Genomic DNA, 24,743 nt, shown 5'->3' with positions numbered 1-24,743 from the left:
GTCTACGGTTAATGTAGGCCCGGTAAGCGCAGCGCCACCGGGCAAAACAAGCGAGCAATTTGCATGTCTAAATCCGTACAGAGCAACAGCGCGGTACTCGTTCACTTCACGCTGAAGCTGGATGACGGTTCCACGGCTGAATCCACCCGCAATAACGGCAAACCGGCGCTGTTTCGTCTGGGCGATACCTCCCTGTCTGAAGGCCTTGAGCAGCAGCTTCTGGGTCTGAAAGAGGGCGAGAAAAAGGCGTTTTCGCTGGAGCCGGATGCGGCATTTGGCGTGCCAAGCCCGGATCTTATCCAGTACTTCTCGCGCCGTGAGTTTATGGATGCGGGCGAGCCGGAAATCGGAGCGATTATGCTCTTTACCGCTATGGACGGCAGCGAAATGCCTGGCGTGATCCGCGAAATCAACGGGGACTCCATCACCGTTGACTTCAACCATCCGCTTGCCGGGCGTACCGTTCATTTTGATGTTGAAGTGCTGGAGATCGATCCGGCACTGGAGGCCTGAAATGCAGATCCTGTTGGCTAACCCGCGCGGTTTTTGCGCCGGTGTAGACCGCGCTATCAGCATTGTTGAAAACGCGCTGGAAATTTACGGCGCGCCGATTTACGTGCGTCATGAAGTGGTACACAACCGCTACGTGGTCGACAGCCTGCGCGAGCGCGGGGCGATTTTCATCGAGCAAATCAGCGAAGTGCCGGACGGCGCGATCCTGATCTTCTCCGCGCACGGCGTATCGCAGGCCGTGCGTAACGAAGCCAAAAGCCGCGATCTGACCGTCTTCGACGCCACCTGTCCACTGGTCACTAAGGTCCATATGGAAGTGGCGCGCGCCAGCCGTCGCGGTGAAGAGTCGATCCTGATTGGTCACGCCGGTCACCCGGAAGTCGAAGGCACCATGGGCCAGTACAGCAACCCGGAAGGGGGGATGTACCTTGTTGAGTCACCGGAAGATGTCCTGACGCTGAACGTGAAAAACGAAGCGCGTCTGTCGTTTATGACCCAGACTACGCTCTCCGTAGACGACACTTCAGACGTGATTGACGCCCTGCGCCAGCGCTTTCCGAAAATCGTCGGGCCGCGTAAGGATGATATCTGCTACGCCACCACTAACCGTCAGGAAGCGGTGCGCGCGCTGGCGGAACAGGCGGACGTGGTGCTGGTGGTCGGTTCAAAAAACTCCTCTAACTCTAACCGTCTGGCCGAACTGGCACAGCGAATGGGCAAGGCGGCGTTTTTAATAGACGACGCAACGGACATACAGGAAGCGTGGGTTAAAAACGCGGCCTGCGTCGGCGTCACCGCAGGGGCTTCTGCGCCGGATATCCTCGTGCAAAACGTCATTGCCCGCCTGCAAGAGCTGGGCGGTGGTGAAGCCGTTCCGCTCGAAGGCCGCGAAGAGAATATCGTCTTCGAAGTGCCGAAAGAGCTGCGTATCGACGCCCGCGAAGTGGAATAATTTCTTTTCTGATGAAAGGCCAGCACCTCCTGTGCTGGCCTTTTTTTTGCTCCGGACTTTATCGTGACGACAAAATCATGTCTTTTACTGATATCTGAATCGGTTTCACGTTAAATTCTAATTATTGGTGTTTTCAGTTGGCAGCCTTTACGAAGGCTGGTTAATCTGAAAACGGTTTACATCATTTTAACGTAAGAGAATAACTATGCATGATGCACAGATCCGTGTCGCCATTGCGGGCGCGGGTGGACGTATGGGTCGCCAGCTGATTCAGGCGGCAATACAAATGGATGGCGTGGCCCTCGGCGCGGCGCTGGAGCGTGAAGGTTCATCCCTGCTGGGATCCGATGCGGGTGAACTGGCCGGCGCGGGCAAGACAGGTGTTACCGTTCAGAGCAGCCTTGATGCGGTGAAAGATGACTTTGACGTGTTCATCGACTTTACCCGTCCGGAAGGTACTTTGACTCACCTGGCGTTTTGCCGCCAGCACGGTAAAGGGATGGTGATTGGTACCACCGGCTTCGATGATGCGGGTAAACAGGCCATTCAGGATGCAGCCACCGACATTGCGATTGTCTTTGCCGCGAACTTCAGCGTAGGCGTTAACGTCATGCTGAAGCTGCTGGAAAAGGCGGCGAAGGTGATGGGCGACTACACCGACATTGAAATTATTGAAGCGCACCACCGTCATAAAGTTGATGCTCCATCAGGCACGGCGCTGGCGATGGGCGAAGCGATTGCTTATGCAATGGATAAAGATTTAAAAGACATCGCAGTCTATTCCCGTGAAGGGCATACCGGAGAACGCGTGCCGGGCACCATTGGTTTCGCAACCGTACGGGCGGGCGATATCGTCGGCGAACACACGGCGATGTTCGCCGATATTGGCGAACGTGTTGAGATTACGCATAAAGCGTCAAGCCGCATGACGTTCGCCAATGGCGCAGTACGCTCCGCATTGTGGTTGAAATCGAAAGAAAATGGTCTTTTTGATATGCGAGATGTGCTTGATCTCACTAACTTGTAAGAGTTATTACCCATCGTGATGTGGTTATTGCAGTCGTAATGTATTGATTGCATAGGGCAATAATTTATTGCCCTCTTATTTTATCTGTTTTGTATGAAATTTTGTTTTTAATGGTCATAAACCTGGGTTTTATACCATTGTTCTGTGAACTGAATGTAAATTTTGACCATTTGGTCCACTTTTTATCGCTCCCGCCTCTCAAATTCCAAAAAACCTACCGCGCAAGCGTTTTCCAGGATGATTTACCTGATCTTTTTGCCCTTTAAATCCCATTCAAGGCGCCAGTCCTGCAAAAGAATAAACAAAATACCCGTTTTAAGTTGACTTTTACATGCCAAATCCCCAGAATGCCGCCGTTTGCCAAAAATCCGCTGGCAACACATTTGCATTGATTCATGACGTGGTTATGAATTAATATGCAAATAAAGTGAGTGAATATTCTCTGGAGGGTGTTTTGATTAAGTCAGCGCTATTGGTTCTGGAAGACGGAACCCAGTTTATCGGTCGGGCCATAGGGGCAACGGGTTCGGCGGTTGGGGAAGTCGTTTTCAATACTTCAATGACCGGTTATCAAGAAATCCTCACTGATCCTTCCTATTCTCGCCAAATCGTTACTCTTACTTATCCTCATATCGGCAATGTCGGCACCAACGCGGCTGACGAAGAATCCTCTCAGGTACATGCGCAAGGCCTGGTCATTCGTGACCTGCCGCTGATTGCCAGCAACTTCCGCAACACCGAAGATCTTTCTTCTTACCTGAAGCGCCATAATATTGTGGCGATTGCCGATATCGATACCCGCAAGCTGACGCGTCTGCTGCGTGAGAAGGGTGCACAGAACGGCTGCATCATCGCAGGGGATAACCTCGACGCGACGCTGGCGCTGGAAAAAGCGAAAGCCTTCCCGGGCCTGAACGGTATGGACCTGGCGAAAGAAGTGACCACGGCGGAAGCCTACAGCTGGACGCAGGGGAGCTGGACGCTGGAAGGTGACCTGCCGGAAGCGAAAAAAGAGAACGAACTGCCGTTCCACGTGGTGGCCTATGATTTTGGCGCCAAACGCAACATCCTGCGCATGCTGGTTGACCGCGGCTGCCGACTGACGGTGGTTCCGGCACAAACGTCCGCTGAAGACGTGCTGAAGATGAACCCGGACGGCATCTTCCTTTCTAACGGCCCAGGCGACCCGGCGCCGTGCGATTACGCTATCGACGCCATCAAGTCCTTCCTCGAAACCGATATCCCGGTATTTGGCATCTGCCTCGGCCATCAGCTGCTGGCGCTGGCGAGCGGAGCGAACACCGTGAAGATGAAGTTTGGCCACCACGGTGGGAACCACCCGGTGAAAGACATCGACAACAACACGGTGATGATTACCGCGCAGAACCACGGCTTTGCCGTCGATGAAGCCTCGATGCCCGCTAACCTGCGCGTGACGCACAAATCCCTGTTCGATGGCACCTTGCAGGGTATCCATCGCACCGATAAGCCTGCGTTCAGCTTCCAGGGCCACCCTGAAGCCAGCCCGGGCCCGCACGATGCCGCGCCGCTGTTCGATCACTTCATCGAACTTATCGAGCAATACCGTAAGACTGCTAAATAATCAGGAGCTGAGAAGACCATGCCAAAACGTACAGACATAAAAAGCATCCTGATCCTTGGCGCTGGCCCGATCGTGATCGGCCAGGCCTGTGAATTTGACTATTCCGGTGCGCAGGCGTGTAAAGCCCTGCGCGAAGAGGGTTACCGCGTCATCCTGGTCAACTCTAACCCGGCCACCATCATGACCGACCCGGAAATGGCAGACGCGACCTACATCGAGCCAATTCACTGGGAAGTGGTACGCAAAATCATTGAAAAAGAGCGTCCGGACGCGGTGCTGCCAACCATGGGCGGCCAGACGGCGCTGAACTGCGCGCTGGAGCTGGAGCGTCAGGGCGTGCTGGAAGAGTTCGGTGTGACCATGATCGGTGCAACCGCTGACGCGATTGATAAAGCTGAAGACCGTCGCCGCTTCGACGTGGCGATGAAAAAAATCGGCCTCGACACCGCGCGTTCCGGTATCGCACACAATATGGAAGAAGCGCTGGCCGTTGCGGCTGAAGTAGGTTATCCGTGCATCATCCGTCCTTCCTTCACCATGGGCGGAACCGGCGGCGGTATCGCCTACAACCGCGAAGAGTTTGAAGAGATTTGCGAGCGCGGCCTGGATCTCTCCCCAACCAAAGAGCTGCTGATTGATGAATCGCTGATTGGCTGGAAAGAGTACGAGATGGAAGTGGTGCGTGATAAAAACGACAACTGCATCATCGTCTGCTCCATCGAAAACTTCGATGCGATGGGGATCCACACCGGCGACTCCATTACCGTTGCGCCAGCCCAGACGCTGACCGACAAAGAGTATCAAATCATGCGTAACGCCTCGATGGCGGTACTGCGTGAAATTGGCGTGGAAACCGGCGGCTCTAACGTGCAGTTCTCGGTGAACCCGAAAACCGGTCGTCTGATCGTTATCGAAATGAACCCGCGCGTCTCCCGTTCCTCCGCGCTGGCCTCCAAAGCCACCGGCTTCCCGATTGCGAAAGTGGCGGCGAAGCTGGCGGTGGGTTATACCCTCGACGAGCTGATGAACGACATCACCGGTGGCCGCACGCCTGCGTCCTTCGAGCCGTCCATCGACTACGTTGTGACTAAAATTCCTCGCTTTAACTTCGAGAAATTCGCGGGCGCGAACGACCGTCTGACGACCCAGATGAAATCTGTCGGTGAAGTGATGGCGATTGGCCGCACACAGCAGGAATCCCTGCAAAAAGCGCTGCGCGGCCTGGAAGTGGGCGCGACCGGCTTTGACCCGAAAGTGAGTCTGGACGACCCGGAAGCGCTGACCAAAATCCGCCGCGAGCTGAAAGACGCGGGTGCAGAGCGTATCTGGTACATCGCCGATGCCTTCCGCGCGGGCCTGTCCGTCGACGGCGTATTTAACCTGACTAACATCGACCGCTGGTTCCTGGTGCAGATTGAAGAGCTGGTGCGTCTGGAAGAGAAAGTGGCGGAGCTGGGCATCAACGGCCTCGATGCAGACTTCCTGCGCATGCTGAAGCGTAAAGGCTTCGCCGATGCGCGTCTGGCTAAACTGGCGGGCGTGCGTGAAGCGGAAATCCGCAAGCTGCGCGACCAGTATGACCTGCACCCGGTTTACAAGCGTGTGGACACCTGTGCGGCAGAGTTCTCGACCGATACCGCGTACATGTACTCCACCTATGAAGACGAGTGCGAAGCGAACCCGTCCGTCGACCGCGACAAGATCATGGTGTTGGGCGGCGGTCCAAACCGTATTGGCCAGGGCATCGAGTTCGATTACTGCTGCGTACACGCCTCGCTGGCGCTGCGCGAAGACGGTTACGAGACCATCATGGTCAACTGTAACCCGGAAACCGTGTCGACCGACTATGACACCTCCGACCGCCTCTACTTCGAGCCGGTAACCCTGGAAGACGTCCTGGAAATCGTGCGCATAGAGAAGCCAAAAGGCGTGATCGTGCAGTACGGCGGCCAGACTCCGCTGAAGCTGGCGCGCGCGCTGGAAGCCGCAGGCGTGCCGGTTATCGGCACCAGCCCGGACGCGATTGACCGCGCGGAAGACCGTGAGCGTTTCCAGCAGGCGGTTGACCGTCTCAAGCTGAAACAGCCGGCGAACGCCACCGTGACTGCCATTGAAATGGCCGTAGAGAAGGCGAAAGAGATTGGCTACCCGCTGGTGGTGCGCCCGTCCTACGTGCTGGGCGGCCGCGCGATGGAAATCGTCTACGACGAAGCCGACCTGCGCCGCTACTTCCAGACGGCGGTGAGCGTTTCCAACGATGCGCCAGTGCTGCTTGACCGTTTCCTCGACGACGCGGTTGAGGTGGACGTGGATGCCATCTGCGACGGCGAAATGGTGCTGATTGGCGGCATCATGGAGCATATCGAGCAGGCGGGCGTGCACTCCGGTGACTCCGCCTGTTCTCTGCCGGCCTACACGCTGAGCCAGGAAATTCAGGACGTGATGCGCCAGCAGGTGCAGAAGCTGGCCTTTGAGTTGCAGGTTCGTGGCCTGATGAACGTTCAGTTCGCGGTGAAAGACAACGAAGTTTATCTGATTGAAGTCAACCCGCGTGCGGCGCGTACCGTACCGTTCGTCTCTAAAGCGACCGGTATTCCGCTGGCGAAAGTGGCGGCGCGCGTGATGGCTGGCCAGACGCTGGCGCAGCAGGGCGTCACCAAAGAAATCATCCCGCCGTATTACTCGGTGAAAGAGGTGGTGCTGCCGTTCAACAAATTCCCGGGCGTTGACCCGCTGTTAGGGCCAGAGATGCGCTCGACCGGGGAAGTGATGGGCGTGGGCCGTACCTTCGCAGAAGCGTTTGCCAAGGCGCAGCTGGGCAGCAGCTCTACCATGAGAAAATCGGGCCGTGCGCTGCTCTCCGTTCGCGAAGGCGATAAAGAGCGCGTGGTTGACCTGGCCGCCAAGCTGCTAAAACAGGGCTTCGAGCTGGACGCAACCCACGGTACGGCGATTGTGCTGGGCGAAGCGGGTATCAACCCGCGTCTGGTGAACAAAGTGCATGAAGGTCGTCCGCACATTCAGGACCGCATCAAGAATGGCGAGTACACCTACATCATTAACACCACCGCAGGTCGCCAGGCGATTGAAGACTCCAAGCTGATTCGCCGCAGCGCGCTGCAATACAAAGTGCACTACGACACCACCCTGAACGGCGGTTTCGCGACGGCCATGGCGCTGAATGCGGATGCTACCGAGAAGGTGATTTCGGTGCAGGAAATGCACGCACAGATTAGCAAGTAACCCCCATTGCCCGGTACCGTTCGGTTGCCGGGCAATTTTCCCATCTTAAGAACCTTCTGGTTTTTCATCCGCTTTCAGTCAGTTAGCCTAAAATGGTTAGGTCGATAACGAAAATTCAACTGAGAGCAGGGGAAAACACCATGCAAAATAAACTACTGATCGCTTCCGTTCTGGCTGCCACCGCAATGTTCACCGTAGCGGGTTGTTCGTCCAATCAGGCCGTAAAAACCACCGATGGCAAAACGATTGTCACCGACGGTAAACCGCAAGTGGATGACGATACCGGGCTGGTGTCGTACAAAAACGCCGAAACCGGTCAGACTGAACAGATTAACCGCGACCAGGTGAAATCTATGGGCGAGCTGGATAACTAATTCAGTTTTCTGACGTTAGCCCGTCAATAATATTCACTATTAGCCTGTTGAATTACTGTCTACACTCTTCTGATAAAAGAAGGCAGTAAAACAACAGGCTACTCAATGATTCTGATAATTTATGCGCACCCTTATCCGCAGCACTCGCACGCGAATAAGCGGATGCTTGAGCAGGCAAGGACGCTCGAAAACGTAGAAATACGTTCCCTCTATCAACTCTATCCCGATTTTAATATCGATATCGCCGCCGAACAGGAGGCGCTCTCTCGTGCCGATCTGATCGTCTGGCAGCATCCGATGCAGTGGTACAGCACGCCACCGCTGCTGAAATTGTGGATCGACAAAGTCTTCTCGCACGGTTGGGCATACGGACACAACGGCAAAGCGCTTCAGGGCAAAAGCCTGATGTGGGCCGTAACCACCGGCGGCGGTGAAAGCCACTTTGAGATTGGCGCTTTTCCGGGATTTAAGGGGCTGGCGCAGCCGCTTCAGGCTACCGCCCTTTACTGTGGCCTGACCTGGCTTCCGCCTTTTGCAATGCACTGTACCTTTGTCTGCGATGATGAAACCTTGCAGGCGCAGGCTCGTCACTACAAACAACGTTTACTCGAGTGGCAGGAGGCGCACAATGGATAGCCATACGCTGATACAGGCGCTGATTTACCTCGGCGCGGCGGCATTAATTGTGCCGGTAGCGGTGCGTCTGGGGCTGGGATCGGTCCTCGGCTATCTGATTGCCGGATGTGTCATTGGCCCCTGGGGCTTCCGCCTGGTGACGGATGCCGAGTCGATCCTGCATTTTGCAGAGATCGGCGTGGTGCTGATGCTGTTTGTGATTGGCCTGGAGCTGGATCCGCAGCGGCTGTGGAAGCTGCGCGCTTCGGTATTTGGCGGAGGCGCTCTGCAAATGCTGGCCTGCGGCCTGCTGTTGGGCGGATTCTGTATTTTGTTAGGCATGGAGTGGAAAGTCGCGGAGCTGATCGGCATGACGCTGGCGCTCTCCTCGACGGCGATTGCCATGCAGGCAATGAACGAGCGTAACCTGACGGTTTCGCAAATGGGTCGCAGCGCCTTTTCCGTTCTGCTGTTCCAGGATATTGCCGCGATCCCGCTAGTGGCGATGATCCCGCTGCTGGCAACCAGCGGCGCGTCAACGACGCTGGGAGCGTTTGCCCTCTCGGCGCTGAAGGTGGTCGGCGCGCTGGCGCTGGTGATCCTGCTGGGCCGCTACGTAACGCGTCCGCTGCTGCGCTTTGTTGCGCGCTCTGGCCTGCGCGAAGTGTTCAGCGCCGTTGCGTTATTCCTGGTGTTTGGTTTTGGTTTGCTGCTGGAAGAGGCCGGGCTGTCGATGGCGATGGGTGCCTTCCTCGCGGGCGTTTTACTGGCAAGCTCCGAATATCGGCACGCGCTGGAAAGCGATATCGAGCCGTTTAAAGGGCTGCTGCTGGGGCTGTTTTTCATCGGCGTCGGGATGTCTATCGACTTCGGAACGCTGGTCACCCATCCGCTGCGCATCATCATTCTGCTGGTGGGCTTCCTGGTTATAAAAATGACCATGCTGTGGCTGATTGCCCGTCCGTTAAACGTGCCAAAACCGCAGCGCCGCTGGTTTGCCGTGCTGCTGGGGCAGGGGAGTGAGTTTGCGTTCGTGGTCTTTGGCGCGGCGCAAATGGCCAACGTACTCGATCCGGAATGGGCAAAAGCCTTGACGCTGGCGGTCGCGCTGTCGATGGCCGCAACGCCGATCCTGCTGGTGCTGCTGACGCGTCTGGAAAAAGCGGGAAGCGAACAGGAGCGAGAAGCCGACGAGATCGACGAAGAACAGCCGCGCGTAATCATCGCTGGGTTTGGCCGCTTCGGGCAAATCACTGGCCGTTTACTGCTCTCCAGCGGTGTGAAAATGGTTATCCTCGATCACGATCCCGACCATGTCGATACGCTGCGTAAGTTCGATATGAAGGTGTTTTACGGCGATGCGACCCGGGTTGACCTGCTGGAATCCGCCGGCGCGGCGAAGGCCGAGGTGCTGATTAACGCCATCGACGATCCTGAGACCAGCATGCAGATGGTTGAGCTGGTCAAAGAGCACTTCCCGAATCTGACGATTATTTCCCGCGCGCGCGATGTGGATCATTACATCCGGCTGCGTCAGGCGGGAGTGGCGGCACCGGAGCGTGAAACCTTCGAAGGGGCGCTCAAATCGGGCCGCATGGCGCTGGAAAGCCTGGGGCTTGGTGCGTATGAAGCGCGTGAGCGTGCCGATCTGTTCCGTCGTTTTAATCATGAGATGGTGGAAGAGATGGTGGCGATGGCGAGCAGTACGGCAACCGAACGCGCAGCGGTGTTTAAACGCACCAGCACCATGCTGACGGAAATCATTAACGAGGATCGTAATCACCTGTCGCTGGTTCAGCGCCACGGCTGGCAGGGGACGGAAGAGGGCAAGCATACCGGTAATCCGGAAGATGAACCGGAGAGTAAACCCTCTGCGTGAAGTGGAGTTGCCAGCAATATTAAAAAATTTCTAATTCTTTACCCTGCCGCCAGTCGACGAAAGATTAAGCTTTCCGTATAGTGGCGGCAATTTTTTGCATCCGGGAAATTTTCAATGATCAGTCTGATTGCAGCGCTGGCGGTAGACCGCGTTATCGGCATGGAAAACGCCATGCCGTGGAACCTGCCTGCCGATCTCGCATGGTTTAAACGTACGACGTTAAACAAGCCGGTAGTGATGGGCCGCCTGACCTGGGAGTCGATTGGTCGTCCATTGCCAGGGCGTAAGAATATTGTGATCAGTAGCCAGCCGGGCACAGACGATCGCGTTCAGTGGGTTAAGTCCGTTGATGAAGCGATTGCCGCCTGCGGTGATGCCGAAGAGATCATGGTGATCGGCGGCGGTCGTGTTTATGAGCAGTTCCTGCCAAAAGCGCAGAAGCTGTATCTGACCCACATTGATGCGGAAGTGGAAGGGGATACGCATTTCCCGGATTACGATCCGGATGAGTGGGAGTCCGTGTTCAGCGAGTTTCACGATGCGGATGCGCAAAACTCACACAGCTACTGCTTCGAAATTCTGGAACGTCGTTAACGGTTTTATCCTCTCCCGGTGGGAGAGGATAAACATCCTCAGGAAGCGACCGCTTCACCCTCACCTAAGTCCAGCTGTCGGTTTGATGGCTGCACAAAATAAGTTTTATCTTCCCAGCGTAAGCAGGTTAAATCCCCACCCCAGCAGCATCCGGTATCCAGCGCATAGATATTTTCCGGCGTACCTTTCCCTTCCAGCGAGGCCCAATGGCCAAATACCACGCTGTATTCATTCGTCACGGGGCCCGGAATGGCAAACCACGGCTTAAGCGGCGCAGGGGCATTTTCCGGCGTATCTTTGCAATACATATCCAGTTGCCCGTTCGGGAAGCAGTAGCGCATCCGCGTAAACGCATTGGTGATAAAACGCAGTCGCGCAAGGCCGCTGAGGTCATCACTCCAGTTGTTCGGCATGTCGCCGTACATCGCATCGAGGAAGAACGGATAGGAGTCGCTCGCCAGCACCGCTTCCGCGTCGCGCGCGCAGGTTTTTGCCGTCTCAAGATCCCACTGAGGCGTGATGCCGGCATGGGCCATCACCAGTTTTTTCTCTTCGTCAATCTGGAGCAGCGGCTGGCGACGCAGCCAGTTGAGCAACTCGTCGGCGTCCGGTGCTTCCAGCAGAGGGGTAATACGATCTTTCGGCTTATTACGGCTGATCCCGGCGTATACGGCCAGCAAATGCAGATCGTGGTTGCCCAGCACCAGCCGCACGCTGTCGCCCAGAGATTTGACATAGCGGAGGACGTCCAGCGAGCCTGGACCGCGCGCCACTAAGTCGCCTGTGAGCCAGAGCGTGTCCTGCCCGGGAATAAAGTCGACCTGTTTTAATAATGCGATCAGTTCATCGTAGCAACCGTGAACGTCGCCAATCAGATATGTAGACATTAGATTAATGAATAAGTGTAGGTACGGCGAGACGGAATACGGGAATGGCAATGCGGAAGGCATTACCGTCGGCATCGACCATTTCATAATGGCCCTGCATGGTGCCCAGCGGCGTTTCAATTACCGCGCCGCTGGTGTACTGATACTCTTCGCCAGGGGCGATATGAGGTTGTTCACCGACCACACCTTCACCCTGGACTTCAATTTCACGGCCATTGCCGTTGGTGATAAGCCAGTAGCGCCCGAGCAGCTGCACGGGCATCCGCCCCAGATTGCGAATGGTTACGGTATAAGCAAAAACAAAACGTTCTTCATCCGGTGTGGATTGGGACTCAATGTAGACGCTTTGAACCTGAACACAGACGCGGGGCGAATCAATCATGGCTTAGCTCTCCTTCGGCGGCGCATTGTCGCTGATGTAATTAGCCAGTTTGCAGTACTGCTCAACGGAAATATTTTCCGCACGCATTGCCGGGTCGATACCCAACTCAGCTAACACGTCAACGGTAAACAGATTGCCAAGGCTGTTACGAATCGTTTTACGACGCTGGTTAAAGGCTTCAGTGGTAATACGGCTCAGCACGCGCAGGTCTTTGACCGGGTAAGGCATCGTTTTATGCGGCACCAGGCGTACCACCGCAGAATCCACTTTTGGCGGCGGCGTGAACGCGGTAGGCGGTACTTCTAATACCGGGATCACGTTGCAGTAATATTGCGCCATCACGCTTAAACGACCATACGCCTTACTGTTCGGCCCTGCAACCAGACGGTTAACGACCTCTTTTTGCAGCATGAAGTGCATGTCGGCAATGGCATCAGTATAGCTAAACAGATGGAACATCAGCGGGGTGGAGATGTTGTACGGCAGGTTACCGAACACGCGCAGCGGCTGGCCCATTTTTTCTGACAGTTCGCCGAAGTTCATGGTCATCGCATCTTGCTGATAAATCGTCAGCTTCGGCCCGAGGAACGGATGCGTTTGCAGACGCGCGGCCAGATCGCGGTCAAGTTCGATAACGGTCAGTTCGTCAAGGCGTTCGCCTACCGGCTCGGTCAGCGCGGCAAGACCCGGGCCGATTTCGACCATGGCCTGGCCTTTCTGCGGATTAATGGCAGAGACGATGCTGTCGATCACGAACTGATCGTTGAGAAAGTTTTGCCCGAAGCGTTTACGGGCTAAGTGGCCCTGATGGACTCGATTAGTCATTGAGTATTAACAATCATTTTGATGGCGAGATTAAGCGCCGTAATAAAACTGCCGACATCTGCTTTTCCCTGGCCTGCCAGATCCAGCGCAGTACCGTGGTCAACGGACGTTCGAATAAAGGGTAAACCGAGGGTGATATTCACTCCGCGGCCAAAGCCCTGGTATTTTAGCACGGGCAGACCCTGATCGTGGTACATCGCGAGCACGGCGTCAGCATTATCCAGGTATTTGGGCTGGAAAAGGGTGTCGGCAGGCAATGGCCCGCTGAGGTTCATCCCCTTCGCCCGCATCTCTTCAAGTACCGGAATGATGGTGTCGATCTCTTCGGTGCCCATATGTCCGCCCTCACCCGCGTGCGGATTCAGGCCACATACCAGCACATGCGGCTGCGGAATGCCGAATTTGGTTTGCAGATCGTGATGCAAAATGCCGATGATCTCACGCAGGAGTTCAGGCGTGATGGCATCCGGAATGGCTTTGATGGGCAGGTGAGTCGTGACCAGCGCAACGCGCATTTCTTCGGTTGCCAGCATCATGACCACTTTCGGGCTGTGCGAACGCTCTTCGAAAAATTCGGTATGCCCGGTAAACGGAATGCCCGCGTCGTTGATTACGCCTTTATGCACTGGACCGGTGATCAGGGCGGCAAATTCGCCCTTCAGACAACCGTCACAGGCGCGCGCCAGCGTCTCGACAACGTAGTGGCCGTTTTCAGTGTGTAACTCACCGGGGACAACAGGTGCACGAAGCGGAACAGAGAGCAGGGTGAGGGTGCCAGCCTGCTGCGGTGCGGGCTGTTGGCCTTCAACGTAAGGGATGAGCGTTAAAGGCAGACCGAGCAAGGCTGCCCGGTCTTGTAACAGTGTTGCATCAGCGCAGACAACCAGCTCGACCGGCCAGCTGCGCTGGGCGAGCTGAACCACAAGGTCAGGCCCAATCCCGGCGGGTTCACCGGGAGTGATCGCAACACGATGCGGCTTCATCAGTTGCTCAGAACCTTCACGTAAGCGCTGGCGCGTTGTTCCTGCATCCAGGTTGCGGCTTCTTCAGAGAACTTACGGTTGAACAGCATGCGATACGCTCGGTCTTTCTGTGCCGCGTCGGTTTTATCCACGTTGCGGGTGTCCATCAGCTGGATCAGATGCCAGCCGAAGGAAGAGTGCACTGGTGCGCTCATCTGGCCTTTGTTCAGCTTCATTAACGCATCGCGGAAAGCCGGATCGTAAATATCGGCTGCCGCCCAACCCAGGTCACCGCCCTGGTTAGCAGAGCCAGGATCCTGAGAGAACTCTTTTGCCGCTTTATCAAAGGTGGTTTTACCGCTCTTGATGTCTGCTGCGATCTGTACCAGCTTCGCACGGGCCTGATCGTCAGTCATGATCGGAGACGGTTTAAGCAGGATATGACGCGCGTGAACTTCGGTGACGGAAATGTTCTGGCTCTGGCCGCGCAGATCGTTCACTTTCAGAATGTGGAAGCCCACACCGGAACGGATTGGACCGACGATGTCGCCTTTCTTCGCCGTGCTCAGCGCCTGTGCAAACAGGGATGGCAGCTCCTGAATACGCCCCCAGCCCATCTGGCCGCCTTTCAGCGCCTGCTGGTCAGCAGAGTACGTGATGGCCAGCTTGCCGAAGTCATCGCCATTACGCGCCTGCTCAACGATAGCGCGCGCCTGGCTTTCTGCCTCAGCCGCCTGATCGGAGGTTGGGTTTTCCGGCAGTGGGATCAGGATGTGGCTCAGGTTAAGCTCGGTGCTGGCATCATTCTGATTACCTACCTGTTTTGCCAGAGCTTCCACTTCCTGGGGCAGGATGGTGACGCGGCGACGGACTTCATTATTACGCACTTCTGAAATCAGCATCTCTTTACGGATCTGATTACGGTAAGTGGCATAGCTGATGCCGTCATAGGCCAGGCGGCTACGCATCTGATCCGGGGTAATGTTGTTCTGCTTTGCGATGTTGGCAATCGCCTGATCGAGCTGCTCGTCAGAGATCGTCACGCCCATTTTCTGGCCCATTTGCAGGACAATCTGATCCATGATCAGACGTTCCAGGATCTGGTGGCGCAGCGTGGCGTCATCCGGAAGTTGTTGACCTGCTTCGCCCGAGTTGAGCTTTACAGATTTCATCAAACCGTCAACGTCACTTTCAAGTACGACGCCGTTGTTAACCACAGCCGCGACTTTATCGACAACCTGTGGGGCCGCGAAGCTGGTATTCGCAACCATAGCGACACCGAGTAGCAGCGTTTTCCAGTTCTTCATACTTTTTCCATTTCAATTAACCGCAAAGCGGATTACGTTGTAAATCAAGCACATTACAATGAACTACGATACGGCAGAATGTTCGAGCGCAGCATCTGCTGCGTGCCCAGACCGTAGTTAGAACTCAGGCCGCGCAACTCGATATTAAAGCCAATCACGTTATCGTATTTGCCCTGACTGTTTTGCGTATCCCAGCCGTTAAGTTTGCGTTCGTAACCGACACGTATTGCGTAACAGCAGGAGTTATATTGCAGACCTAACATCTGGTCGGCAGGTTTTTGGGCATTCGTGTCATAGTAGTAGGCCCCGACGACTGACCAGCGATCGGCGATCGGCCAGCTCGCGGCAGTACCTACCTGTGAAATACCGTCTTTGTATTGGTCCGTATTCGCATAGTTAGGCAGCGTTGCCTGGATATACTCCGGGCTGGCGTAACGATACGTCAACTGCAACATGCGGTCTTCATCACGACGATACTCAATGGCAGCGCTGCCCGTCGCGATATTGTCCAGTCGTGTATCGTACTGAACACCACCGCGCAGACCCCAACGATCCGTCATGCGCCAGTAGGTGTCGCCTGCCCATACCAGTGAGCCCGTTTTGTTGTCTTTCTCCCAGTTAATGTCATCATCACCGGTACGAGACTCGGTGAAATAGTAGATTTGACCAACAGAAACGTTAAAACGTTCAACGGCAGCATCATCATAAACGCGCGTTGTGACGCCGGTCGTTAACTGGTTAGCAGACGCAATACGGTCAAGGCCGCCGTAGGTACGGTCACGGAACAGGCCGCTGTAGTCTGATTGCAGGAAAGACGAGTCGTAGTTTTGAATTTTGCTCTGATCGCGATAAGGCACGTAGAGATACTGCATACGTGGCTCAAGCGTCTGGGTGTATCCATCGGCGAGAAGGCCCATATCACGTTCGAAGATCAGCTTCCCGTCCATTTTGAACTGCGGAAGCGTACGGTTTACCGACTCTTCAAGATCGGTGCCATAGCGTTTGTTATACCAGTCCAGATTCTTCTGCTGGTAGTGGGTGGCCATCAGCTTGGCTTCGGTGTTGAGGCTCGCCCAGTCGTTTGACCATGGCAGATTGATCGTCGGCTCGATATGCAGACGCGTTGATTCCGGCATATCCGAGTTGGTGTTGACGAAATGAACCGCCTGAGCATAAACGCGCGTGTCGAAAGGACCCACATCGTTCTGATACCAGTTCACGTCCAGCTGCGGCTCTGCACCGTAGGTACTGCGCGATTGCGTATCAAATACCTGGAACTGCTTGGTCGACACGGTGGCGTCAAAGTTCTCAATGGCGTAGCCCACGCTAAATTTCTGCGTGGCGTAACCGTCGGTACTGGACCCGTATTTAGAGTCAAAGTCGTTGAAGTAATACGGATCGCTGACCTTGGTATAGTCGACGTTGAAGCGCCATACCTGATCCAATACCCCGGCGTGCTTCCAGTAGTACATCCAACGGTGCTTATCACCTTCGGAAGGATGCTCGTCCTGGAACACTTTATCTGATGGCAGATAATCGAATTCCATCAGACCCGCGCCCGCCCTGGTCAGATAGCGGAACTCGTTCTCCCACATGATGTTACCGCGCTTGTGGATATAGTGCGGCGTGATCGTGGCGTCCATGTTGGGCGCAATGTTCCAGTAGTACGGCAGGTAGAACTCAAAGTAGTTCGACGTGCTGTACTTGGCGTTCGGGATCAGGAAGCCCGAACGACGTTTGTCGCCCACCGGCAGTTGCAGGTAAGGACTATAGAAAATCGGCACTGGGCCAAGCTTGAAGCGGGCGTTCCAGATCTCAGCGACCTGTTCTTCACGGTCGTGAATCACTTCACTGCCCACGACGCTCCAGGTATTTGACCCTGGTAAACAGGACGTAAACGTGCCGTTTTCGAGAATGGTGTAGCGGTTTTCGCCGCGCTGCTTCATCAGGTCTGCGGTTCCGCGACCCTGACGGCCCACCATCTGGTAATCACCTTCCCAGACGTTGGTATCTTTCGTATTCAGATTTGACCAGGCTTTCGGACCTTTCAGGATGACCTGATTGTCGTCATAGTGCACATTACCCAGCGCATCCACCGTACGGACAGGCGCCTGGGCACCTTCCGGTTGCTTCTGGTGCAATTGCACTTCGTCAGCCAGCAGACGGCTGTTTCCCTGGTTAATATCGACATTGCCCGTAAAGGTCGCGTTGTCAGGGTAATTACCTTTTGCGCTGTCGGCATTAATGGTGACGGGTAAGTTATTCGTATCGCCTTTCACCAGTGGGCGATTGTAACTTGGGACGCCAAGCATACACTGCGAGGCGAGATCGGCTGCGAGCCCCTGTTGGCTATACAGGGCGGTGCCAATCATTGTGGCCAGAAGGGTGGGGATACGTTTTTTCATACGTTATATTTTATTGTTCCGTCATCAGTGGCTACGGCTTACAAACGCTCAGAGACTATCTTACTCATCAGCGCAGTACCAGCGTTAATCCTGCCCGTTTGCGCGCCAGAGTGTTAGGCTCGCTATCGAATGACGAGTATGATAATGCAAATTATAGGCGATGTCCCTCAATTGACCGTGGCGCGACCACTGTAATGATGGCGTTGCGTCGGCCAGGAACATGACCATTCGGGGAGTATATGCAGTATTGGGGTAAAATAATCGGCGTTGCGTTCGCAATTATTATGGGTGCCGGATTCTGGGGCGTCGTTCTTGGCCTCATTATCGGCCACATGTTTGATAAGGCACGCAGCCGCAAAATGGCCTGGTTTGCCAACCAGCGCGAGCGCCAGTCACTCTTTTTCTCCACCACCTTCGAGGTGATGGGGCATTTAACCAAATCAAAAGGGCGCGTAACGGAAGCCGACATTCAGGTCGCCAGCGTCTTTATGGACCGCATGAATCTGCACGGCGAATCACGCATCGCGGCGCAGAATGCGTTCCGGATTGGTAAATCAGATAACTACCCGCTGCGAGAAAAAATGCGGCAGTTCCGTAGCATCTGTTTCGGGCGCTTTGATTTAATTCGGATGTTTCTGGAAATTCAAATCCAGGCCGCTTTCGCGGATGGCTCTCTGCATCCGAATGAACGGGACGTCTTATACGTGATTGCCGAAGAGCTGGGCATTTCCCGCATGCAGTTCGACCAGTTCCTGCGCATGATGCAGGGCGGTGCGCACTTTGGCGGCGGTTATCAGCAGCAATCGTCCGGCGGCTGGCAGCAGGCGCAGCGTGGCCCTACGCTTGAAGATGCCTGTAACGTCCTCGGCGTGAAGCCGTCTGACGATGTCACGACCATCAAACGCGCGTATCGTAAGCTGATGAGCGAGCACCATCCGGATAAGCTGGTGGCGAAAGGCCTGCCGCCAGAGATGATGGAGATGGCGAAACAGAAAGCGCAGGAAATCCAGAAAGCCTACGAGCTGATTAAAGAGCAGAAAGGTTTTAAATAAAAAAAGGCCCGACACAGCGTCGGGCCTTTTTTTCAGAAGTCCACCGGGGCTTTGAACGTCATGGTGTTGCCGAAAGCAGGGTGGGTGATGGTGAGCGTCTGCGCATGCAGTTGCAGGCGCGGCGCTAACGCCAGCGCTTCCGGCGGCGCATAGAATCTGTCCCCCAGAATGGGGTGGCCCATCGCCAGCATATGCACGCGCAGCTGGTGGGAGCGCCCGGTAATCGGTTTCAGCAGGACGCGCGCGGTGTTATCCAGCGCGTACTCCAGCACTTCATACTCGGTTTGCGCGGCCTTGCCGGTTTCATAACACACCTTCTGCTTTGGCCGGTTCGGCCAGTCGCAAATCAGCGGTAAATCTACCAGCCCTTCCGCCTGCGCCGGATGGCCCCACACGCGGGCGACATACTGCTTCTTCGGCTCGCGCTCGCGGAACTGACGCTTAAGTTCGCGCTCCGCAGGTTTATTCAGCGCCACCACAATCACGCCGCTGGTGGCCATATCCAGACGATGGACAGACTCGGCCTGCGGATAATCGCGCTGAATGCGCGTCATCACGCTGTCCTTGTGCTCATCCAGACGGCCCGGCACGGACAACAAGCCGCTTGGCTTGTTGACCACCATAATGTGCTCATCCTGATACAGAATGACCAGCCACGGTTCCATCGGGGGATTGTAGGGCTCCATTACCATCTTGCGCTCCGCTTACTGATGCGTCACAACGATAAGACGCAGGGCGTCGAGACGCCATCCCGCCTGATTCAGGCTTTCCAGCACCTGCTGACGGTTGCTCTCTATCGCGGCCAGTTCATCGTCACGAATGTTCGGGTTCACCGCTTTCAACGCTTCCAGACGCGACAGTTCAGCTGACAGCTTCTCGTCGGCTTCGCTGCGCGCCGCATCGATCAGCTCTCTGGCCGCTTTTTCGGCCTGAGCTTCACCCAGTTGCAGGATGGCATGCACGTCCTGCTGCACTGCATTCACCAGCTTGCTGCCGGTATGGCGGTTGACCGCGCTCAACTGGCGGTTGAAGCTTTCAAACTCCACCTGGCCGGCCAGGTTCGTACCGTTTTTATCCAGCAGCAGACGCACCGGCGTTGGCGGCAGGAAGCGGTTAAGCTGAAGCTGTTTCGGCGCCTGCGCTTCCACAACGTAGATCAGCTCCACCAGCAGCGTGCCCACGGGCAACGCTTTGTTCTTCAACAGGGAGATGGTGCTGCTGCCGGTATCGCCGGAGAGGATCAGATCCAGACCGTTGCGGATCAGCGGGTGCTCCCAGGTGATGAATTGTGCGTCTTCGCGGGACAGCGCCACATCACGCTCAAAGGTGATGGTGCAGCCATCTTCCGGCAGGCCCGGGAAATCCGGCACCAGCATGTGATCGGACGGGGTCAGGACGATCATGTTCTCGCCGCGATCGTCCTGATTAATGCCGACGATGTCGAACAGGTTCATGGAGAAGCTGATCAGGCTGGTGTCGTCATCCTGTTCTTCAATACTTTCGGCAAGCTGCTGCGCTTTTTCACCGCCGTTGGAGTGGATTTCGAGCAGGCGGTCGCGACCTTGCTCCAGCTGGGCTTTCAGCGCGTCGTGCTTCTCGCGGCAGGATTTGATCAGCTCATCAAAGCCGTCGGTATTTTCCGGCGCCGCGAGATAACCGATCAGATCGCTATGCACCTGGTCATAAATGGTGCGGCCCGTCGGGCAGGTATGTTCAAACGCATCCAGACCTTCGTGATACCAGCGAACCAGAACGGACTGGGCGGTTTTCTCCAGATACGGAACGTGGATCTGAATGTCGTGCGCCTGACCGATACGATCCAGACGGCCGATACGCTGCTCCAGCAGATCCGGGTTAAACGGCAGATCAAACATCACCAGATTGCTGGCAAACTGGAAGTTACGGCCTTCAGAACCGATTTCGGAGCACAGCAGAACCTGTGCGCCGCTGTCCTCTTCACCAAACCAGGCCGCAGCGCGGTCGCGCTCGACAATGGACATGCCTTCGTGGAACACGGCGGCGCGAATGCCTTCGCGCTCGCGCAGAACTTGTTCCAGCTGAAGCGCGGTGGCAGCCTTGGCGCAGATCACCAGCACCTTCTGGGAACGGTGCGCGGTCAGGTAGCCCATCAGCCACTCCACGCGCGGATCGAAGTTCCACCAGGTGCCGGTATCGCCTTCAAATTCCTGATAAATCTGCTCCGGGTAAAGCATGTCGCGCGCGCGATCTTCCGCCGATTTACGGGTGCCCATGATGCCGGAGACTTTAATCGCGGTCTGATACTGGGTCGGCAGCGGCAGCTTGATGGTGTGCAGCTCGCGTTTCGGGAACCCCTTCACGCCGTTACGGGTGTTGCGGAACAGCACGCGGCTGGTGCCGTGACGGTCCATCAGCATATCGATCAGCTCTTTACGCGCGGATCCCGCGTTATCGCTGTCGCTGTTCGCAGCCTGAAGCAGCGGCTCGATATCCTGCTCGCCAATCAGATCGCTCAGGGTGTTGAGTTCATCATCAGAGAGACGATTACCTGCCAGCAGCAGCGCGACGGCATCCGCCACCGGACGGTAGTTTTTCTGCTCTTCAACAAACTGCTCGAAATCGTGGAAACGGTTCGGGTCGAGCAGGCGCAGACGGGCGAAGTGGCTCTCAAGACCCAGCTGCTCCGGCGTTGCGGTCAGGAGCAGAACCCCCGGTACGCGCTCGGCAAGCTGCTCGATCGCCATGTATTCGCGGCTTGGCGCATCTTCGCTCCAGACGAGGTGGTGGGCTTCGTCGACGACCATCAGATCCCATTCAGCATCGCACAGATGCTCCAGGCGCTGCTTGCTGCGGCGCACGAAGTCCAGGGAGCAAATGACCAGCTGTTCGGTTTCAAACGGGTTATCCGCGTCGTGCTGGGCTTCGGCATAACGCTCGTCGTCGAACAGGGAGAAGCGCAAGTTAAAGCGGCGCAGCATCTCGACCAGCCACTGATGTTGCAGCGTTTCCGGCACCACAATCAGCACGCGCTCGGCAGCGCCAGAGAGCAGCTGCTGGTGCAGGATCATGCCGGCTTCGATGGTTTTACCGAGGCCCACTTCGTCAGCCAGCAGCACGCGAGGCGCATGGCGACGGCCCACGTCATGGGCGATGTTCAGCTGATGGGGGATCAGGCTGGTACGCTGACCGCGCAGGCCGCTCCACGGCATGCGGTACTGTTCACTCTGGAACTTACGCGCGCGGTAGCGCAGGGAGAAGCGATCCATTCGGTCGATTTGCCCGGCAAACAGACGGTCCTGCGGCTTGCTGAACACCAGTTTGCTGTCGAGCAGTACTTCACGCAGGATGACATTTGTCTCGTCGGTATCAAGGCGCGTTCCGATGTAGGCGAGCAGTCCATTCTCTTCTTTTACGTCTTCAACCTTTAGCTGCCAGCCGTCATGGCTGGTCACGGTATCACCCGGATTGAACATTACGCGGGTAACAGGGGAGTCATTGCGAGCGTACAGGCGGTTTTCACCGGTAGCAGGGAAAAGGAGGGTAACCATGCGCGCATCGACGGCAACGACGGTTCCTAATCCAAGTTCGCTTTCTGTATCGCTGATCCAGCGTTGACCAAGTGTAAAAGGCATAGTTGTTCGGCTCTAATCTTTAATTGCAGGCAATAGTTCGACCCCCGTCAAAAAAGACGGTCATCGAAAAATGGGTCCGGGAATGGAAAGGGCGCTATGGTACTGGATGGCAACGGTTTCGTCACGCGTCAAAATAGCCCAAGTTGTCCTGTCACTAGTGTAGCAAAGTCGTCGTCGATGAACGGTAAAATTCCCTCCGCAACCGGCTGAAGCTGGCGGGTCAGGTAGTGATCGTAATCGAGAGGCGACTGTTGATAATCAACGGGTTCCGGTCCGTTCGTTGTCCAGACGTATTTTATCGTCCCCCGGTTCTGATACTGCGGCGCGCGTCCCCGACGAACGTTCTCTTCGTCCGCCAGCCGCGCGGCGCGCACGTGGGGCGGGACGTTGCGCTGGTACTCCACCAGCGGGCGGCGCAGGCGCTTGCGATACACCAGCCGGTCATCCAGCTCGCCGGCCATCAGGCTGGCGATGGTTTCGCGGATGTAGTCCTGATAGGGCTCGTTGCGGAAGATCCGCAGGTAGAGCGTCTGCTGGAACTGCTGGGCCAGCGGCGTCCAGTCAGTGCGCACCGTCTCCAGCCCCTTAAACACCATTCTCTGCTTTTCACCCTCCAGGATCAGCCCGGCGTAGCGCTTCTTGCTGCCCTGGTCGGTTCCGCGAATGGTTGGCATTAAAAAGCGGGTGAAATGGGTTTCAAACTCCAGCTCTAACGCGCTGGTTAACCGCTCTTTTTGCAAAGTTTCGCGCCACCAGTCGTTCACAAAGGCGACCAGATCTTTGCCGATTTGCGCGGCGTCGTCTTCCGAATGGGCGGCTTTCAGCCAGACAAAGGTGGAGTCGGTATCGCCATAAATGACGTCATAGCCCCGGGATTCAATCAGCGCTTTGGTCTGGCGCATAATCTCGTGCCCGCGCATGGTGATAGACGACGCCAGACGCGGATCAAAGAAGCGGCAGGCGCTGGTACCCAGCACACCGTAAAAGGCGTTCATAATGATTTTCAACGCCTGCGAGAGCGGTTTGTTGCCGTGGCGTTTCGCCTCGTCGCGGCCGTGCCAGATGTTTCCCACGATTTCCGGCAGGCAGTGTTTTTCGCGCGAGAAGCGTGCCCCAAGAAAACCTTCAGTGCTGTGTTCATCATCTGGCTGCGCCATCCCCTCCACCAGCCCTACCGGGTCAATCAGGAAGGTACGGATAATTGACGGGTACAGGCTTTTGTAGTCCAGCACCAGAACCGAGTCATACAGTCCTGGGCGGGAGTCCATCACGTAGCCGCCAGGGCTGGCCTGCGGCGGCACGTCACCGAGGTTAGGGGCGACGTAGCCCGCGCGGTGCATCCGCGGGAAATAGAGGTGGCTGAAGGCCGCTACCGAGCCGCCGTGCCTGTCGACCGCCAGGCCGTTCACCGTTGCGCGCTCCAGCAGGAACGGCATGATCTCGGTTTTGTGAAAAATCTGCGTTACCAGCTCACAGTCCTTCAGGTTATAGGTGGCGAGCGCCGGCTTATCCTGGTTAAAGCGCCGCTCAATCTCGTCCATTCTGTCCCAGGGATTGTCGATGGATTTCCCTTCGCCGAGCAGCTCCCGGGCGACCGCTTCGAGGGAGAATGACGAAAAGTTCCAGAAGGCGGATTTTAGCGCCTCGATGCCGTCGAGAATCAGGCGACCATTGGCCAGGGCAAAGAAAACGCCGTTTTTGAAACCATGCTCACGCCACTCCAGCTCACTGTTGCCGCGTCCCAGTATTAAGGGAATGCGGTAACGTTCGGCATGTTTTTGCAGCACGCGCAGGTCAAACTGGACGACGTTCCAGCCGATCAGCACGTCCGGATCGTGCTCGGCAAACCACTGGTTAAGTTTCTCCAGCAGCTGCGGGCGGCTGCTGACGTACTCAAGCTGAAAATCCAGCGCGGACGCATCGCCGTTCGGTGGCCCGAGCATATAGACTACCCGCTGCCCGCAGCCTTCCAGGCCAATGCAGTACAGTTCACCGTGGCGGGTGGTTTCGATGTCCAGCGAGACCCACTTGAGCGGGGGGCGATAATTCGGGTTAGGCTTAAGGCGCGCGTTCACGAGACTGCCATTCTGTTCCGCGCCGTCTACCCAGACGGGCGCGGTAATAAACCGCTCCATCAGAAAACGTTCCGGCGGGCGAATGTCCGCTTCGTAGAGCGTTACGCCCGCTTCGCGCAGCAGCTTTTCGTAGCGCATCAGCTGGCGATGGGCGCGGCAGTAAAGGCCATACACCGGCTGACGGTGGAAATCTTTTAGCTCAAGAGGCGTGAGGCGCCAGCCGTTTTCACCGCGCAGCAGCTGCTTTACCTTCTCGACGTGGCCTTGAGGGATAAACGCCACGGACTCCTGAGGCGGCAGGGTAACGTGCAGCGGGCCGTTATCCGTCGCCAGCCAGAACGCAACCTCGGTGCCCTGAGGGGTATCCCGCCAGTGTCGGGTCAGTAAAAAGCCTTCTTGCGCCTGTGCCACGCTGCGATCCCACAAAACAAAACCAG

At 56.2% G+C, this 24,743-nt stretch carries 19 protein-coding genes; 10 read left to right on the top strand and 9 right to left on the bottom strand.

Translation table 11 applies throughout. The features are described from left to right. Positions 1-63: 63 nt before the first annotated feature. The 9 genes from fkpB to folA all read left to right on the top strand — a co-directional run bounded on the left by fkpB (position 64) and on the right by folA (position 10,800). Positions 64-513, top strand: a complete 450-nt coding sequence (gene fkpB / locus A3466_RS11785) for an FKBP-type peptidyl-prolyl cis-trans isomerase (RefSeq protein WP_003856450.1) — start codon at positions 64-66, stop codon at positions 511-513. Position 514: 1 nt separating this feature from the next. Further along, complete coding sequence (gene ispH, locus A3466_RS11780) at positions 515-1,465, top strand: 4-hydroxy-3-methylbut-2-enyl diphosphate reductase (protein WP_028015471.1); 951 nt, start codon at positions 515-517, stop codon at positions 1,463-1,465. 205 nt (positions 1,466-1,670) lie between these two features. Continuing rightward, on the top strand, positions 1,671-2,492 hold the full coding sequence (gene dapB, locus A3466_RS11775; protein ID WP_063438148.1) for a 4-hydroxy-tetrahydrodipicolinate reductase: 822 nt from the start codon (positions 1,671-1,673) through the stop codon (positions 2,490-2,492). A 454-nt stretch (positions 2,493-2,946) separates the two neighbouring features. Beyond that, complete coding sequence (gene carA, locus A3466_RS11770) at positions 2,947-4,095, top strand: glutamine-hydrolyzing carbamoyl-phosphate synthase small subunit (protein ID WP_063450692.1); 1,149 nt, start codon at positions 2,947-2,949, stop codon at positions 4,093-4,095. An 18-nt stretch (positions 4,096-4,113) separates the two neighbouring features. After that, positions 4,114-7,338: a carbamoyl-phosphate synthase large subunit gene (gene carB, locus A3466_RS11765; RefSeq protein ID WP_023315370.1), complete on the top strand. Its 3,225-nt coding sequence runs from the start codon at positions 4,114-4,116 to the stop codon at positions 7,336-7,338. A 140-nt stretch (positions 7,339-7,478) separates the two neighbouring features. After that, on the top strand, positions 7,479-7,712 hold the full coding sequence (locus A3466_RS11760) for a YgdI/YgdR family lipoprotein (RefSeq protein ID WP_003856439.1): 234 nt from the start codon (positions 7,479-7,481) through the stop codon (positions 7,710-7,712). Between the two features lie 105 nt (positions 7,713-7,817). Beyond that, positions 7,818-8,348: a glutathione-regulated potassium-efflux system oxidoreductase KefF gene (kefF, locus tag A3466_RS11755; RefSeq protein ID WP_063450691.1), complete on the top strand. Its 531-nt coding sequence runs from the start codon at positions 7,818-7,820 to the stop codon at positions 8,346-8,348. Beyond that, complete coding sequence (gene kefC / locus A3466_RS11750) at positions 8,341-10,206, top strand: glutathione-regulated potassium-efflux system protein KefC (RefSeq protein WP_063450690.1); 1,866 nt, start codon at positions 8,341-8,343, stop codon at positions 10,204-10,206. Before kefF ends, kefC begins: the two co-directional genes overlap by 8 nt. Positions 10,207-10,320: 114 nt before the next feature. Further along, a complete protein-coding gene (gene folA, locus A3466_RS11745; protein WP_003856431.1) occupies positions 10,321-10,800 on the top strand; it encodes a type 3 dihydrofolate reductase in 480 nt (159 codons plus the stop codon). 38 nt (positions 10,801-10,838) lie between these two features. Here the strand turns inward: folA and apaH are convergent, their stop codons facing one another. From apaH to lptD, 6 genes are read right to left on the bottom strand one after another with little or no spacing between them, the layout of a single operon-like run. Continuing rightward, a complete protein-coding gene (apaH, locus tag A3466_RS11740) occupies positions 10,839-11,687 on the bottom strand; it encodes a bis(5'-nucleosyl)-tetraphosphatase (symmetrical) ApaH (protein WP_063450689.1) in 849 nt (282 codons plus the stop codon). A 4-nt stretch (positions 11,688-11,691) separates the two neighbouring features. Next, the gene (gene apaG / locus A3466_RS11735; protein WP_003856425.1) at positions 11,692-12,069 is read right to left on the bottom strand and encodes a Co2+/Mg2+ efflux protein ApaG; all 378 of its coding nucleotides are present in this window, start codon (positions 12,067-12,069) and stop codon (positions 11,692-11,694) included. Between the two features lie 3 nt (positions 12,070-12,072). Then, positions 12,073-12,894, bottom strand: coding sequence for a 16S rRNA (adenine(1518)-N(6)/adenine(1519)-N(6))-dimethyltransferase RsmA (gene rsmA, locus A3466_RS11730; RefSeq protein ID WP_063450688.1), 822 nt, complete (start codon positions 12,892-12,894; stop codon positions 12,073-12,075). Next, positions 12,891-13,877, bottom strand: coding sequence for a 4-hydroxythreonine-4-phosphate dehydrogenase PdxA (gene pdxA, locus A3466_RS11725; protein ID WP_063450687.1), 987 nt, complete (start codon positions 13,875-13,877; stop codon positions 12,891-12,893). Before pdxA ends, rsmA begins: the two co-directional genes overlap by 4 nt. Beyond that, entirely contained in the window at positions 13,877-15,163 is a 1,287-nt protein-coding gene (surA, locus tag A3466_RS11720; protein ID WP_063450686.1) for a peptidylprolyl isomerase SurA, read from the bottom strand. The genes pdxA and surA overlap by 1 nt, the downstream gene beginning before the upstream one ends. 53 nt (positions 15,164-15,216) lie before the next feature. Then, positions 15,217-17,568: an LPS assembly protein LptD gene (lptD, locus tag A3466_RS11715; protein WP_063450685.1), complete on the bottom strand. Its 2,352-nt coding sequence runs from the start codon at positions 17,566-17,568 to the stop codon at positions 15,217-15,219. 239 nt (positions 17,569-17,807) lie between these two features. On the opposite strand from lptD, the gene djlA reads away from it, so the two are divergent. Then, complete coding sequence (djlA, locus tag A3466_RS11710; protein WP_063450684.1) at positions 17,808-18,620, top strand: co-chaperone DjlA; 813 nt, start codon at positions 17,808-17,810, stop codon at positions 18,618-18,620. A gap of 32 nt (positions 18,621-18,652) precedes the next feature. Here djlA and rluA read toward each other — a convergent pair whose 3' ends face one another. The 3 genes from rluA to polB form a co-directional block, all read right to left on the bottom strand. Next, positions 18,653-19,312, bottom strand: coding sequence for a bifunctional tRNA pseudouridine(32) synthase/23S rRNA pseudouridine(746) synthase RluA (rluA, locus tag A3466_RS11705; protein WP_063450683.1), 660 nt, complete (start codon positions 19,310-19,312; stop codon positions 18,653-18,655). A 12-nt stretch (positions 19,313-19,324) separates the two neighbouring features. Then, the gene (rapA, locus tag A3466_RS11700; protein WP_063450682.1) at positions 19,325-22,231 is read right to left on the bottom strand and encodes an RNA polymerase-associated protein RapA; all 2,907 of its coding nucleotides are present in this window, start codon (positions 22,229-22,231) and stop codon (positions 19,325-19,327) included. Positions 22,232-22,359: 128 nt separating this feature from the next. After that, complete coding sequence (gene polB, locus A3466_RS11695; protein ID WP_063450969.1) at positions 22,360-24,717, bottom strand: DNA polymerase II; 2,358 nt, start codon at positions 24,715-24,717, stop codon at positions 22,360-22,362. Positions 24,718-24,743: the final 26 nt, after the last annotated feature.

The organism is Enterobacter genomosp. S (assembly GCF_001631805.1).
In the GTDB taxonomy this organism is placed as follows: Bacteria; Pseudomonadota; Gammaproteobacteria; order Enterobacterales; family Enterobacteriaceae; genus Enterobacter; species Enterobacter quasihormaechei.
Note: the sequence above shows the minus strand (reverse complement) of the source record. Positions and strands in the feature narration are given on the sequence as shown.

Coding starts and splice junctions, on each gene's coding strand:
- apaH (WP_063450689.1), bottom strand. CDS start 11,687: ATGTCTACATATCTGATTGGCGACGTTCACGGTTGCTACGATGAACTG.
- apaG (WP_003856425.1), bottom strand. CDS start 12,069: ATGATTGATTCGCCCCGCGTCTGTGTTCAGGTTCAAAGCGTCTACATT.
- rluA (WP_063450683.1), bottom strand. CDS start 19,312: ATGGTAATGGAGCCCTACAATCCCCCGATGGAACCGTGGCTGGTCATT.
- surA (WP_063450686.1), bottom strand. CDS start 15,163: ATGAAGAACTGGAAAACGCTGCTACTCGGTGTCGCTATGGTTGCGAAT.
- djlA (WP_063450684.1), top strand. CDS start 17,808: ATGCAGTATTGGGGTAAAATAATCGGCGTTGCGTTCGCAATTATTATG.
- kefC (WP_063450690.1), top strand. CDS start 8,341: ATGGATAGCCATACGCTGATACAGGCGCTGATTTACCTCGGCGCGGCG.
- fkpB (WP_003856450.1), top strand. CDS start 64: ATGTCTAAATCCGTACAGAGCAACAGCGCGGTACTCGTTCACTTCACG.
- A3466_RS11760 (WP_003856439.1), top strand. CDS start 7,479: ATGCAAAATAAACTACTGATCGCTTCCGTTCTGGCTGCCACCGCAATG.
- dapB (WP_063438148.1), top strand. CDS start 1,671: ATGCATGATGCACAGATCCGTGTCGCCATTGCGGGCGCGGGTGGACGT.
- pdxA (WP_063450687.1), bottom strand. CDS start 13,877: ATGAAGCCGCATCGTGTTGCGATCACTCCCGGTGAACCCGCCGGGATT.
- rsmA (WP_063450688.1), bottom strand. CDS start 12,894: ATGACTAATCGAGTCCATCAGGGCCACTTAGCCCGTAAACGCTTCGGG.
- lptD (WP_063450685.1), bottom strand. CDS start 17,568: ATGAAAAAACGTATCCCCACCCTTCTGGCCACAATGATTGGCACCGCC.
- kefF (WP_063450691.1), top strand. CDS start 7,818: ATGATTCTGATAATTTATGCGCACCCTTATCCGCAGCACTCGCACGCG.
- ispH (WP_028015471.1), top strand. CDS start 515: ATGCAGATCCTGTTGGCTAACCCGCGCGGTTTTTGCGCCGGTGTAGAC.
- folA (WP_003856431.1), top strand. CDS start 10,321: ATGATCAGTCTGATTGCAGCGCTGGCGGTAGACCGCGTTATCGGCATG.
- rapA (WP_063450682.1), bottom strand. CDS start 22,231: ATGCCTTTTACACTTGGTCAACGCTGGATCAGCGATACAGAAAGCGAA.
- carB (WP_023315370.1), top strand. CDS start 4,114: ATGCCAAAACGTACAGACATAAAAAGCATCCTGATCCTTGGCGCTGGC.